Consider the following 14,461-nt stretch of genomic DNA (forward strand, 5'->3'; position numbering starts at 1 on the left):
TATGTTAGGTCCTGCTGGCCGGCCCGACGCGCGCCGGCCCCGCGGCAGGAGACGTTCCGATGAGCTTCGTGACCACCGGCGACGGCGTTCAGATCTTCTACAAGGATTGGGGCCCGCGGCAGGCCCAGGCCATCATGTTCCATCATGGCTGGCCGCTCTCCGCCGACGACTGGGACGCGCAGATGCTGTTCTTCGCGGCCCGCGGCTACCGGGTCGTGGCGCATGACCGGCGCGGCCACGGCCGCTCGTCGCAGGTTCCGGACGGGCACGACATGGACCATTACGCGGCGGATGCGGCGGCGGTCGTGCACCAGCTCGGCCTCATGAACGTGATCCATATCGGGCATTCGACGGGCGGCGGCGAGGTCGCCCGCTACGTCGCGCGGCACGGCGAGCCGCAGGGGCGGGCCGCCAAGGCGGTCCTCGTCAGCGCCGTGCCGCCCCTGATGCTCAAGACCGAGGCCAATCCCGGCGGCCTGCCGATCGAGGTCTTCGACGGGTTCCGCGCCGCGCTCGCCGCCAACCGGGCGCAGTTCTTCCTCGATGTGGCGGGCGGGCCGTTCTACGGCTTCAACCGGCCGGGCGCCCCCGTGTCCGAGGGCACGATCCGCAACTGGTGGCGCCAGGGCATGATGGGCTCGGCCCTCGCGCATTACCACGGCATCAAGGCCTTCTCCGAGACCGACCAGACCGGGGACCTTCGGGCGATCTCGGTCCCGACCCTGGTGCTCCACGGCGAGGACGACCAGATCGTCCCGATCGACGCGGCCGGCCGCAAATCGGTGACGCTGCTGCGCAACGGCACGCTCAAGACCTATCCGGGCCTGCCGCACGGCATGCTGACGACCCACGCCGAGACGCTCAACGCCGACCTCCTCGCCTTCGTGAAGGGGTGACCCCGACGGGCCGTCGGCGGATCCGGCCCGGTCACGGGCATGCGGGCGGCACGCGCCGCCCGGCCTCCCGCACCACGTCGAGGAAGGCCCGGAGTGCTGCGGGCACCTGCCGGCGGCCCGGATAGTAGAGGTGGAAGCCCGGGAAGGACGGGCACCACGGCGCGAGCAGCCGCACCAGCCGGCCGTCGGCGAGGTCGTCGGCGACGTAGCCCTCGAAGAGGAGGGCGATCCCGAGCCCGTCGAGGGCGGCGAGCCGGATCAGGTCCTGGTCGCCGAGGATCAGCGGACCGTCGACCGCGACGGGCGCCGGAATCCCGTCGCGCTCCAGCTCCCAGTGGAACAGGCTCCCGCCGGGAAAGCGCTGGCGCAGGCAGGCATGGCCCGACAGGTCGCCCGGTTCGTCCGGCGTGCCCCGTCGCGCCAGGTAGGCGGGCGCCGCGACGACGGCGAAGCGCTGCGGCCCGCTCAACGGCAGAGCCACCATGTCGAGGGCGAGGCGCTCGCCGAAGCGCACCCCGGCATCGTAGCCCTCGCCGACGATGTCGGTGAGCGCGTCGTCGCTCGCCACCTCGACGCGGACCTCCGGATGGAGGGTGAGGAAGCGGGCGATGAGCGGCATCAGCACCAGCCGGCAGGCGCTGCGCGGCGCGTTGAGCCGCAGGGTGCCGGCGGGCCGCGCGGCGGCGGCGGAGGCCGCCGCCATCGCGCCGGCGATGTCGTCGAGGGCGGGGGCGAGCCGTGCCAGCAGGGCGGCGCCGGCCTCGGTCGGGGCGACGCTGCGGGTGGTGCGGTTGAGGAGCCGCACGCCCATGCGCTCCTCCAGCCCGCGCAGGGCGTGGCTGAGCGCCGAGGGCGACAGGCCGAGCGCGGCCGCCGCGCGCCGGAAGCTGCGGTGGCGGGCCACCGCCGCGAAGGCCGCGAGGTCGGGAAGGTCGTCGCGGACCATTGGTGAGCCTGGTTCATCGGTTCATGCGGAGCGGCGCAGCTTATCCGGCGAGGGCCGGAACGCCAGATCCGGGTCGTACGCGAACAAGGAGTGCTTCCGATGCAGCGACGTTCCCTCGGCCGCTCCGGCCTCACCGTCTCCGCCCCCGGCCTCGGCTGCATGGGATTCTCGGAATTCTACGGTCCGACCGACGCGGCGGCGGCGCCCGCCGCCCTCGAGGCCGCCCTGGCGCTGGGCTACGACTTCCTCGACACCGCCGACCTTTACGGCCACGGCCGCAACGAGGAATTGCTCGGCCGCGTGCTGAAGGGCCGGCGCGATCGCGTCGTGCTGGCGACGAAGTTCGGCATCGTGCGCCGGGAGGGGTCGAGCGAGCGTCGGATCGACAACAGCCCGGCCTACCTCGCCGCCGCCTGCGAAGCCTCCCTGCGCCGCCTCGGCGTCGAGACGATCGACCTCTATTACTGCCACCGCCGCGACCCGTCGGTGCCGATCCCCGAGATGGTCGGCGCCATGGCGCGCCTCGTCGAGGCCGGCAAGGTGCGGGCGCTCGGCCTGTCGGAGGTCTCGCCCGAGACCCTGCGGGCCGCCCACGCGGTCCACCCGATCGCCGCGGTGCAGACCGAGTATTCCCTGTGGAGCCGGGAGCCCGAGCAGGGTCTTCTGGCGGCCTGCCGCGAGCTCGGGGTCGCCCTCGTCGCCTATTCGCCCCTCGGCCGCGGCTTCCTCACCGGGGCGCTCGACGTCGATACCCTCGCCCCGGACGACTTTCGCCGCGGCAACCCGCGCTTCCAGGGCGAGGCGCTGGCGCAGAACCGCCGGCTCGCGGAGGCACTGGGCGCGTTCGCCTGCGAGCGCGGCGCCACCTCCGGCCAGGTGGCCCTGGCCTGGCTGATGGCCCGCAGCCCCGACGTGATCCCGATCCCGGGCACCCGCCGGCCCGAGCGCCTGGCCGAGAACGCGGCCGCCGCCGACCTCGCCCTCTCGGCCTCGGACATCGCCGCCCTCGACGCGCTGTTCGCCCCGGGCGCGGCGGCCGGCGCACGCTACGCCCCGGGCGGGATGGCGGGCATCGAGAGCGCGGCCGGGTAGCGCGCCGTCGAGGGGAGGCCGCCTCGCCCGCGGCGGGCGGAGCCGGGCCGCGCGAGCGTCGTCGCTCAGAGCACCTTTCGGACGGGAGGAATACGGCGGAGCGCCCAGGCGCCCGCCCAGCTCGCCGCGAACGCGACGACGAACACGACCGCGCCCTTGAGGGGAGCGCCGAGCGGCAGGCCCAGGAGCGCGGCTTGAGCCCAGGTCACGGCCGGGTAATGCAGCAGGTAGATGGCGAAGGCGTTCGCCGACAGGCTGTCCCAGGCGGCGGAACGTCTTCCGCCGAAGCGGAGGAACAGAGCCGGGAGCGCGAGGGCGGCGGCGGCGCAGAACACCGTCCGCGCCGCGCCCGCCAGGGCGAGCGCCTCCCGCGCCGGCAGCCGGCTCCCGATCGCCGCCGCGGCGACGAGGGCGGCTCCCGCGGCAAGGGCGAGGAGGCCCCACGGGCGCCAGCGCGCGGCGAGCGCCCGGCCGACATCCAGGAGTGCCGGCCTCCCGCCCCGTCCGAGCGCGACGCCGGTGGCGAAATAGGCCGCGTAGAGCCCGATGCGGCTGGCCTGGATCGCCAGCGGCCCGATCCCGACCCAGCGCGCCGGGCCGACCGCGAGGAGGAGGGGCAGGTAGGCGAGGCCGGAGAGACCGACGAGCAGGAGGAAGCCCCGGCCCGGCGCGCGGGCCCGCCCCGGCCGGTCGCGGGTTCTCAGGACGAACAGGACGGCGGCGGCCGCGTCGAACGCCAGGAGGACGCCGATGAACCAGGGCGGCCCGCTCGGCCAGGGCCCGGTCGTCACCGTCCGGACCCAGAATGCCGCGAAGCCGGGCCGGCCCCCGGCCTGCAGGTACGAGGGGTAGTAGGCGAGCGGCATCAGGGTCGTCACGGCGACGGCGAAGGGCAGGCCGAGGCGCCGCGCCCGGCCGCGCAGGTAGGCGCCGGCCCCCTTCCGCTCGAGCCCGTCCCGGACGAACAGGCCCGACAGCCCGAACAGCAGCGGCATGAAGAAGGCATCGTCGAGCAGCACGAGCCTGTCGAAGCCGCCCCAGCGTTGCGGATCGACGATCGGTGCCGTCGACAGGGCGTAGTGAGCGCGGTCGACATGCCCGAAGCTGCAGTAGGCGAGGACGGCGTGGTGCAGGACGACGAGGCCGACGAGGGCGCCCCGCAGCCGGTCGAGGGCCGTGAGGCGCTCCTCCGGCGCGGCGGGCGGAGTCGGCGGCGCGGGTGGGGTGCGGCGGAGGAAGGGAAGCATCGCGGACCCTGCGGCAGGGACGGATCCGTTCTACGCGGCCCGGGTGCGTCGCTCCATGGCCGAGCTGCTGCGCGGCCCGGAAAAGCGGCCGCCAATAAGCCGTAGCCGCCGAGGCGAATGGATCAGGCTCTTACAAATTTAATGAATATCTCGATCTCATATTAAAACCACAACCCCCTTGTGTGTTCGAGCTGAGAATCAGCATCGTCACGCAGCGGCACCAGTAATGATTGTTCAATCACTCCGCCGCACACTGTGAATCCGCGCCGCAGCCGTCACGGGGTGCCATGTATCGTGCGTTCGTCTGTCTGACTGCCGAGCATACGGTCTGGGCCGTTCCGCTGGCGGCTCTGGTCGCGTGGTTCTCCTGCCTTACGGCCCTGCAGCTCTTCGGGCAGGCACGTGCCGCGCGCGGCGGACGCTCGCTCGGCTGGCTCCTCGGCGCGGCCTTCTCGGCCGGGGCCGGAACCTGGAGCACGCACTTCATCGCCATGCTGGGCTACGATCCGGGGGTGGGCGTCGGCTACGATCCGGCGGCGACCCTCGCCTCGCTCCTCGTCGGCGTAGCCGGCGCGCTCGCGGCCCTGGGCCTTCTGCGCCGGGCCCGTGGCACCTCCGGCCGCCTCGCCGCGGGCCTCCTCCTGAGCCTCGGCGTCGCCGCCATGCACGCCACCGGCATGCAGGGCGTACACGTGCCGGGCACCTTCGTCTGGCATCCGAACCTCGCCGTCGCGGCCCTGGTGGTGGGGGCCGCCCTGTCCTGCGCCGCGCTCGTGGTGTTCCGGCGCCGGGGCGAGCGCCGCAGCCTGATCCCCGCGGCGACCCTGCTGGCCGGCGGGATCGTGCTGCTGCACCTCCTCGCCATGGCGGCCGCGGAGGTCGTGCCCGATCCCCGCGCGGGGGACGGGGCCGACAGCCTGCCGCGGGCCGTGCTCGCCGCCGGCATCGCCGCCGTCACCCTCGCGGTGCTCGCCTGCTCGGCCCTGGCGCTGGTCGCCGATCGCCTGCGGCGGATGAACGGCGTGCTGAGCGGGCAGAAGGCGGCCCTGCTCGCCAGCGAGGAACGCATGCGGGCACTCACCGACGCTCTCCCGCAGATGGTCTGGGTCGTCAGGGACGACGGCACGACCCTCTACTCCAATCGGCCGTTCCGGGCGTTCTTCGGCGCGCGCGCCGCCGCTTACGCGCTGTGCATCGAGCTCCAGCACCCCGACGACCGCGACAAGGCCGCCGCCACGTGGCTGCGGGCGCGGACGGAACGGCGGGCCCTCGCGACGGAGCTGCGCTGGCGCGATCCCTCGGGCGCGTATCGCTTTCACAAGATCGTCATCGCCCCGGCCCTGCAGCAGAACGGCGTCGTCGAGTGGATCGGCACGGCGCTCGACATCGACGACATGGTCCGCGCCCGCGAGGCGCTTCAGGTGAGCGAGGAGCGCCTGGCGCTGGCGCTCGACGCGAGCAGCGACGGCCTGTGGGATTGCGACCTCGCCACCGGCGTGGCCTGGACCTCGGACCGCTGGTGGCACATGCTCGGCTACGCCCCGGGCGAGCTGCCCTCCCGCAGCAGCACCTGGCGCGCGCTCCTCCATCCCGACGACCGGGCCGAAGCCCGCGCCAAGCTCGCGGCGCATCTCGGGGGAGCGACGCCGGTCTTCGCGTGCGAGCACCGGCTGCGGCGCAAGGACGGCACCTGGGGCTGGTTCCTCACGCGCTCGAAGGTCGTCGCGCGCGGGGCCGACGGGCGGGCGACACGGATCGTGGGCACTCACGTCGATATCGGCGTGCGCAAGGAGGCGGAGAGCCGGATCGCCCACATGGCGGCCCACGATGCCCTCACCGACCTGCCCAACCGCACCCTGTTCCGCGAGCGGCTGCGGCAGCGGCTGTCCGGGATCGGGCGCGGCGAGGGCGCCTGCGCGGTCCTGTGCGTCGATCTCGACCGGTTCAAGGAGGTCAACGACGCCCTCGGCCATCTCGCCGGCGACGCGCTGCTGCGCGAGGTCGCGCTCCGCCTGCGGGCAGGCCTTTCGGGCCAGGACATCGCGGCGCGGCTCGGCGGCGACGAGTTCGCGGTGCTGCTCGCCGCCATCGACGGCCCGGGCGACGCGATGGCGCGGGCGCAAGGACTCGTGCGGGCGATCGGCCGGCCGATCCGGCTCGGCGACCAGTCGGTCGAGATCGGCGCGAGCATCGGCATCGCCGCCTCGCCGGCCGACGGGACCGACGAGGAGACCCTCGTCCGGCGCGCCGACCTCGCCCTCTACAAGGCGAAGGCGGAGGGGCGGAACGCGGCCCGCGCCTTCGACCCGGCGATGGACCTGGCGCTCGCGGAGCGGCGGCAGCGGGAGACCGACCTGCGCCGGGCGATCGCGCGGGACGAACTGGTGCTGCACTACCAGCCGCAGGTGCGACCCGGCCAGGGCCGGCGTTCCCCCGGGCCGGCCTTCGGGGGAACGCTCGTCGGCTTCGAGGCGCTGGTGCGCTGGCGGCATCCGTCGCGCGGCCTGGTGCCGCCGGGCGCCTTCATTCCGCTCGCCGAGGAGACCGGCCTCGTCGTTCCCCTCGGCGAGTGGGTCCTGCGCGCGGCCTGCGGCGAGGCGGCGGGCTGGGCCCGCCCGCTCACGATCGCGGTCAACCTGTCGCCACGCCAGTTCCAGCAGGTCGACCTGCCCGAGCGCGTCCTGGCGATCCTGACCGAGACCGGCCTGCCGCCGGAGCGGCTCGAGATCGAGGTGACCGAGACGGTCATCATCAACGACATGGCCCGCGCCCTGTCGGTCCTGCGCCGGCTGAAGTCGCTGGGGATCCGGATCGCCATGGACGATTTCGGCACCGGCTACTCGTCGCTGGCGACGCTGCAGGCCTTCCCGTTCGACACGATCAAGATCGACCGCTCCTTCGTCAGCCAGCTCGAGCGGCGCCCGGCCTCGGCGGTGATCGTGCGCGCCGTGCTCGGCCTAGGGACCAGCCTCGGCATCCGGGTGGTGGCCGAGGGCGTCGAGACCGAGGCGCAGATGCGCGTCCTGCTCGGCGAGGGTTGCGCGGAGATGCAGGGCTACCTGTTCGGCAAGCCGCAGCCCGTCGCGCAGCTTGCCACTGTGATGGCCGGGGAGGGGGTTTTCACCGAGGCGGCGGGCCGGCTGGCGGCGAACGGCTGACGGGGCCGGGCGGGCCTTGCCGGGCCGGACACCGGTGATAGAGCAGCCACCGCGGGCTCGTGCCCCGCCGAGGGTCAATCATGCTCGTGGCGGGATCGAAGGCCGTCGAACGCAGCGTCGTTACCGGAGACATTCCGGCGAACCCCGCGGAACGCCTGCCCGTGCTCGACGCGATGCGCGGCCTTGCGCTGCTGGGTGTTCTGGCGATCAATCTCGAGGGCGAGTTCCGGGTCTCGATCTTCCGGCAGTTCCTGCCCGGCCCGCCGGAGGCCGGCCTCGACCGCTGGATCGACGCCCTCCTCGTGATCTTCGTCGACATGAAGGCGTTCGCGCTGTTCTCGCTTCTCTTCGGCGTCGGGTTGGCGATGCAGGGCGAGCGGCTGGCCGGCGCTCCGCGCCTGCTCGTGCGCCGCCTCCTCGTGCTGCTCGGGTTCGGGCTCGTCCACCTGTTCCTAATCTGGAACGGCGACATCCTCACCGAATACGCCATCGCGGGGCTGATCGTCCTGCCCTTCCTGTTCGGGCCTCGATGGCTGATGGCAGTCCTTTGCGCGGCCTGCCTCGTCATCTACGCCCTGCAACCGCTCCTGCCGCCCCTGGTGCCCTTCCCCGAGCGGGCCTGGCTGGCCCGGCAGGTGGCGGTGGCCGACCGTGTCTACGCGGCCGGCACCTTCGCCGAGATCCTGGACTTCCGGATCCGGGAGGTCGCCGGGTTCCTGCCGCTGCACGTCTTCGTCCTGCCGCGCACGCTGGGCCTGTTCCTCCTCGGCGCCCTCGCCTGGAGAAGCGGACTCGTCCGCAGCGCGGCGCGGTTCACCGCGGGGCTCGGGTGGTGTGCCGCCATCGCGGTCGGCCTCGGTCTGGTCCTGACCCTGGCGACCTCGGCGCGCAGCTATTCCGGCTGGCCATCCCTCAGGGGGTTCGAGATCGTTGCCGCGCCGACCGGAACGATCCTCCTGGCGCTGGGCTACGCCGCCGCGATCCTCGCCGCCGGGTCGACGGAAACGGGCCGGCGCCGGCTCGCCTGGGCGGAGCCGGTCGGCCGCATGGCCTTCACCAACTACATCGTGCAGTCGTTGGTGCTCGGATTCGTCTTCTACGGCTACGGGCTCGCGCTGTTCAGCAAGCTCGGCCTCACGGCGGGATTCGGCATCGTGCTCGCCCTCTACGCCGCCCAGGTCGTCGCGAGCCGCCTCTGGCTGGCGCAGTTCCGCTACGGCCCGCTGGAGTGGCTGTGGCGCGTGATCATGTACGGGCGATGGCTGCCGATCCGGCAGGCGTGAGGCCGGCCCTCGCTCAATTCCCTCTGCCTCTATCCCGGCCAAGTGCAGCGTCAGCGGAAGGAAGATCCGGGATCCAGCAAAAGAAGTCGCGAAGCGTCTGCATGTGTGCAACGTTGCAACGGACAGAGCCGCTTCGCGGCACTTCTCTCCTGGATCCCGGATCTCCTTCCACTTCGTTCCAGTCGTCCGGGAAAGGGTGGGGGTGGAAAGGGATATCGCTTCCCTCCGGCACTTACCGCGCCGCCCCCACCTCCAGCGTCCCGAACGCCGTGCGCCCGTAGCGCTCGGGCCGGTACATGTCCTCGATCGTCGCCGCCGGGTGGACGTAGCGGCCGGGCGTCACCGCCCGCACCGTGTAGGCGACGCTGAAGAAGGCGGACTGGCTCGGGTCGCGGTCGTAGGCCGCCACGAAGCGGTCGTCGCGGAACTCGGTGTGGGTGGGCTTCACGTCGGACTTCGCCCAGGCGAGGCCGGCGGTCGCGTCCGCGTCGAGGAGCTTCGGGTTGTCGATCTCGAGGCCCGCCGGCAGGCGGTCGACGAGGAGCAGGCGGCCGGCGCTGGCCTTGGCCTCGGTCACCTTCAGCACCACGACCAGCCGGTCGTTCTGGCGCAACGCCGCGAGGTCGGCCGGGCTGCCGTCCAGGCGGTGGTAGCTGCGCTCGATCGTGTAGCCCTTCGCCTCCGCCGGCTCCGGCACCGCCGGGTTGCCCGAGACGCCCAGCGCGAGCTGCACCGGGGCGGTGCCACGATTCGTCACCGTCACCGGCTTGGCCTCCAGGGCGGCGCCGGGGAACGTGCGGTAGAGCGCGCCCGTCACCGGCGCGCCGTCGAGGGCGAGCGAGGGCGCGTCCTTCCCCGCATCTTTCGCGAGCTCGGCCGCCGCCAGCACCATCCAGGCCTGTTCCTGGGTGCTGGTCGGGCGGCCGGACTCGCGCTCCTCGCCCACCACGGTGCCGAGCGAACCGAGCGCGTCCCGCGCCACGCCGGTCTCGGCGGCGAGGGCAATCAGCCCGGCGCCGTCGCGCAGGCGCGAGCCGTAATCGGCCCGGTAGGCGCCGCCGTCGCGCTCGGCCCGAAGCGCCGCCACGGCGGCCTCGAAGGCGGTGCGGGCCCGGGCCCGGTCGCCGAGCAGAGCGAGCGCCGCCGCGATCTGGCCGCGGGCGAGCGGCGTCGCGAAGGAGGCGAGCTTGGTGTCGGCGAGATAGCGCAGGTCGCCCATCACCGGCCGGCCGTTGCGGGCGAGCACGTAGGCCGCGTAGGCGAGGTCGAGGCCGCCCTCCGTCACCTCGCTGGCGTTGGCCACGCTGTTGCGCAGCCGGTCGAGGGCGAGGGTGAGGGCGGTCGGCGGCACGGCGAAGCCGCGCTCCCGCGCCCGGGTCAGGAAGTCGGTGGCGTAGGCGGTGAGCCACAGATCCTCGGCCTGGCCCGCCGACCACAGCCCGAAGGCGCCGCTCGCATCCTGGCGCGACAGCACCCGGTCGATGGCCCCCTTCACCCGCTCGTCGGCGCTGCCGTCGAGGCCGAGCTGGGTCAAGGCCGCCAGCCGGTTGACTGAGAGCAGCGGCAGGGCCCGGCTCACCACCTGCTCGGTGCAGCCGTAGGGATAGCGGTCGAGGGCCTGGAGCAGGGCCGGCACGTCGATCCCGCCGAAGGGCGAGGCCGCGAGCGTGACGGAGCCGGTGCCCGGGATCACCTCGGCGAGGAGGTCGCCCGACACGGTCAGGCTCGCGCCGGGCGCGAGGGTGCGGACCTCGCGGCGCAGCAGCGCCCCGGTGCCGGGCTGGATGCTTAAGCCGAAGCTCTGGCCGGCGGGCTCGGGCAGACCCGGGCCGGTCAGGCGCAGGTCGATGCGGGCGAGGCCCGGGCCCGCGGCGGTGAGCGGGATCTCGACCGACCCGCGCCCGCCCGGCTCCAGGCGGAGCGAGCGGCTCAGCGCACCGGCCGGCACCACCACCGGCCCGGCGAGGTCGACATCGACCGCGTAGTCGCCGGCCTGCCCTTCGACGTTGTCGAGGGCGACATGCAGGCGCGAGCGGTCGCCGACATCGAGGAAGCGCGGCAGGGTGCCGCTCGCCACGACCGGATCGCGGATCACCACGTCGGCCGAGGCCGCCCCGACCCGCGCCGCGCTCCAGGCCGTCACCATCACCCGGGCGGTGCCGTTGAAGGCGGGCAGGGAGAAGTTCACCTCGGCCCGGCCGTCCGGCCCGACCGTGACGACGCCCGAGTAGCGCGCCAGCGGCGCTTGCGCCGGCGGCGCGCCCTCCAGCTCCGCGCCCCCGGCGTCGCCGCCGGAGCGGATGGCGCCCAGCGTGCCCTGCATGCCGTCGATCAGGTAGCCGTAGAGGTCGCGGATCTCGGCCGAGAGCGCCTTCTGGCCGAAGAAGAACCCGAACGGATCCGGATTGGCGTAGCGGGTGAGATTGAGGATGCCGACATCGACCGCCGCCACGGTCACCCGCGCCTCCTCGCCGGGTTTCAGCCCCGCGAGGCGGATCGGCAGGCGCAACTCGCCCCGCGGCCGGACCTTGGCGGGGGCCTCCACCGTGACGCCGAGGCTGCGGGCGTCGCGGTCGATCCCGAACCAAGCGAGCCCCATCGCCCGCCCGGGCAGGCGCTTGGCCGCCTGGTCGAGGGGTCGGTAGGCGGTGGCGACGAGGTAGGCGCCGGCGCCCCAATCCGGCTTCACCGGGATCTCGACGGTGGCGCCGCCCGCCGGCAGGTCGAGGGTGCGGATCTCGTGGACCTTGTCGCTCACCACCGCGACGGTGGCGGTGCCGGCAAAGCGCGGGCGTAAGGTGGCCTTCAGCGTCTCGCCCGAGGCGTAGGCGTCGCGGTCGAGGGTGAGGTCGAGGAGGTCGGGCGCGTCGGCGGTCTCGGACCCGCTCCAGCCGACGCTGAACGACAGGCTCGCCGCCTCGAGGCCGGGGCCGCGCACCTCCAGGCGGTACTGGCCGAGCCCGACCGGCATCGCCAGCGTCGCCGGGGCGGCCGCCGCCAGGGCGACGCGGCCGTTGGCGACCTTGGCGGTGGTCTTGACCGGCTCGTAGGACCAGCGCCCGTCGGCGCGGTACCATTGGTAGCGCCGGTCGACCCGCAGCAGGGTCCAGGTCGCCTCGGCCGGCAGCCGGGTGCCGTCGGGCCGCGCGGCCGCCACCTCGAACGTCGCGGTCGCGCCCTCGCGCAACTCGCCGAAGGTCTTTTTGATGCCGATCACCGGTCCGGCGGGCAGGATCGGCAGGGTCAGGCTGCGCTGCACCGCCCGGCCGCCGGGCTCGCCGACCTGGAGCGAGACCTTGGCCTCGAAGGGCCGCGGCCCGCTCGACGCCGGCACCGGCGCCCGCACGGTGGCGCGCCCCTGCGCGTCGGTGGTGACGGGTGTCTCCAGCTCCGCCGTCGCCGGCTCGACGCGCTCGTCGTCGAGGCCGGTGGAAAAGTCCTCGAAGCCCTTGATGCCGCTGCGGACGGCCGGCTGCACCGCCACCGTGCCGCCGACGCTCAAGCCCGCGCCGGGCGCGCCGTAGAGGTAGCGCGCCGCGACCGCGACGGTCGCGGGCTCGCCCGGATTCAAGGAGACTTGCGCCGGCGTCAGGGTCACGTCGAGGCGCTCGGGGACGTAATCCTCGACGAGGAACGTCGCCTCGCCGACCGGCGGCGCCTTCGGGTCGGTATAGGCGGCGACCCGCCAGGTGCCCGCCTGCGCGCCCGGCAGCAGCGGCAGCGAGAAGGCGCGGCCGCCCAAGCCCGCATCCGCCACCTGCGCCCGGCGATACTCGACCCCGTCCGGGCGCTTCGCCACCAGGGTCAGCGGCAGGCTCGGGATCGCCGCGCCCTTGGCGTCGCGCAGGAGCGCGGTCAGCTGCACCGTCTCGCCCGAGCGATAGACCCCCCGCTCCGGAAACAGGTAGGCCTCCGCCGCGCCGGGGGCCGGCCGGCCCTTCACGCCGCGGTCGGCGAGGTCGAAGGCGCTCAAATTCAGGTCGAGGAAGCCGTAATCGTCGCCGAGCCGCGCCACGACGAGGCTCGGCGCCGCCCCGCCCTCGCCGCGGGCGAGCCCCGGATCGAAGGCGGCGAGACCCTGGCCGTCGGTGCCGCGGGTCGCCAGCACCTCGTTGTTGCGGGCGACGAGGCGGATCTCCACCCCCTTCAGCACGGCGGCCGAAGCGAGGGAGCGGGCGAGAACGTGGATCCCGTCCCGGCCCTTGAAGGCGGTGAGCCCGAGATCCGAGACCACGAACCACTGCGTCGCCTCGCTCTCGTAGCCGCCCTCCTCGTCGGCGAGCGAGGTGCTGCCGCTCGGCCGCGCCGTCATCACGTAGAGCCCGGGCTCGACCTTGCCGACCGCCTGGAGCACCGGGAAGGCGGTCACCGCCTCGCGGTTGATCTCGACGGGTGCGGTGTCGAGCGTGCCCTTCCAGACCGGCACGCCGCGCTCGCGGGCGATGGTGCGGATGCCGGAACCGGAGAGCTGCGACAGGAACTCGTCGCCGCGCAGGGCCGGCAGCAGCCCGCGGTCGCCGATGCGCACCACCTCGATCTCGACCTTGCCGGCATTGACCGAGACCAGCGGGACGCCGGCCTGGCCGGTGCGGGGCAGCACGTAGTTGCGGCCGGTGAAGCGCACCTGCGGGCTGCGGTCGCGGACGTAGATCTCGTAATCGGCCGCCTTGCGTAAGGATTCGCCCACGCTCGACGGCAGGCCCTGGCGCAGGACCACGCCGTAGCGCTCGCCGTGGCGCAGGCCGTCGACGCAGACCTGCTGCCCCTGCGCGGTCACGGCGGTGTCGGCGGCGCCGGACAGAGCCACGAAGGGCGCCACATCCGCCTTCGGGTCGATCGCCTCCGAGAAGGTGAAGCAGGCCCGCGGGGCGGCCGCGTCGGAATCGACCTTGTAGTCGAGCACCCGGAAGCCGTGCGCGTCGCGAAGAGCCTCGTAGGTCTTGGCGGTCTCGGGATCGCCGGCCAGCGCCAGGCTCGCCGCGTAGGCCTCGAGCGCCGGGCGCCAGGTCTCCTGCTTGGCGAGCACCGCGCCGAGGAGCGCGAGCGCCCGCGCCTCGTCGGTGGGTGCGCCGGCTCGCTGGTAGGCGAGGTAGGCGCCGGCCCGGGCCTCCGCCTTCAGCGTCCGTTTGGCGTCGTAATCGTCGGTCTCGGCGTCGCCCGCGGCCTCCGCCAGGGCGTACCAGTTGCGCCAGTCGGCCGGTTCGGCCGCGGCGGCGCGGCGGAAGGCGGCGAGCGCCCCGTCGGTCTCGTCCTTGGCCTTCAGGGCCTCGGCCTCGCGGCGCCACTGCGCGGCCGATCGGCCGCCCGCGCCGCCCTCCTCCTTCACCCGTGCCTCGAGCCGCACCGCCTCGCTGGCGAGGGACGGGCGCACGAAGCTCTTTGGTTTCGATGCCGGCTGCACCAGGGCGGCGCGGCGGGGCGCCGGGTTCGGGGGCTGCTGGCCTTGCGCGCTCGCGGGCCCCGCCAGAAGGCCGGCCAGACCGACGGCGACGCGACCGACCCGGGTGATGAGCGACATGTCCGGCCTCGCAAGCGATTCCCCGCGCGGGCAGGGCTGTCCGAGGAAAATCCCTTTTAGAATCAAACGCGGGCTCCCCTCTCCCAAACGGGAGAGGGGAGCCGCGCCATTTCTTTTCCCCGGACAGCCCTGCCGCCCGGGCAGAGCCTAAGCAGCACCCGATCGCGGTGCAATCCGCCGTCACTCCGAGGCGATCGATTTCGCACCCGTCTTGCGCCGCTCCCCACTCCACTTCGGAACGGTGCGAGTCGACCGGATACGCGGGCGGGAACGAGGCGGAACACGCCTGGAAGTCCGGCCCCGCCTCTGCCAAGGTCTGGC

General features: G+C 73.8%; 7 protein-coding genes. 4 read left to right on the forward strand and 3 right to left on the reverse strand.

What is annotated here, in order from left to right; translation table 11 throughout:
• The first annotated feature begins 59 nt into the window (after positions 1–59).
• Positions 60–896 carry an alpha/beta hydrolase gene (locus DK412_RS02170; RefSeq protein ID WP_109970605.1) on the forward strand — a complete coding sequence of 279 codons (837 nt, stop codon included), beginning with the start codon at positions 60–62 and terminating at the stop codon, positions 894–896.
• 31 nt (positions 897–927) lie between these two features.
• Here the strand turns inward: DK412_RS02170 and DK412_RS02175 are convergent, their stop codons facing one another.
• Positions 928–1,842: a LysR family transcriptional regulator gene (locus DK412_RS02175; RefSeq protein WP_109970606.1), complete on the reverse strand. Its 915-nt coding sequence runs from the start codon at positions 1,840–1,842 to the stop codon at positions 928–930.
• 99 nt (positions 1,843–1,941) lie between these two features.
• On the opposite strand from DK412_RS02175, the gene DK412_RS02180 reads away from it, so the two are divergent.
• Complete coding sequence (locus DK412_RS02180) at positions 1,942–2,934, forward strand: aldo/keto reductase (protein ID WP_109970607.1); 993 nt, start codon at positions 1,942–1,944, stop codon at positions 2,932–2,934.
• A gap of 65 nt (positions 2,935–2,999) precedes the next feature.
• Here the strand turns inward: DK412_RS02180 and DK412_RS02185 are convergent, their stop codons facing one another.
• Complete coding sequence (locus DK412_RS02185) at positions 3,000–4,181, reverse strand: acyltransferase (RefSeq protein WP_109970608.1); 1,182 nt, start codon at positions 4,179–4,181, stop codon at positions 3,000–3,002.
• A gap of 287 nt (positions 4,182–4,468) precedes the next feature.
• Here DK412_RS02185 and DK412_RS02190 point away from each other — a divergent pair, with 287 nt between their 5' ends.
• Both DK412_RS02190 and DK412_RS02195 read left to right on the forward strand, forming a co-directional pair.
• Positions 4,469–7,339 (forward strand): EAL domain-containing protein, encoded by a 2,871-nt coding sequence (locus DK412_RS02190; RefSeq protein ID WP_109970609.1) that lies wholly within the window; start codon positions 4,469–4,471, stop codon positions 7,337–7,339.
• A 161-nt stretch (positions 7,340–7,500) separates the two neighbouring features.
• Positions 7,501–8,622, forward strand: a complete 1,122-nt coding sequence (locus tag DK412_RS02195) for a DUF418 domain-containing protein (RefSeq protein WP_245447386.1) — start codon at positions 7,501–7,503, stop codon at positions 8,620–8,622.
• A gap of 232 nt (positions 8,623–8,854) precedes the next feature.
• Here the strand turns inward: DK412_RS02195 and DK412_RS02200 are convergent, their stop codons facing one another.
• A complete protein-coding gene (locus DK412_RS02200; RefSeq protein ID WP_109970611.1) occupies positions 8,855–14,140 on the reverse strand; it encodes an alpha-2-macroglobulin in 5,286 nt (1,761 codons plus the stop codon).
• Between the last annotated feature and the right edge of the window lie 321 nt (positions 14,141–14,461).

The organism is Methylobacterium sp. 17Sr1-1 (assembly GCF_003173775.1).
Classification (GTDB): Bacteria; Pseudomonadota; Alphaproteobacteria; order Rhizobiales; family Beijerinckiaceae; genus Methylobacterium.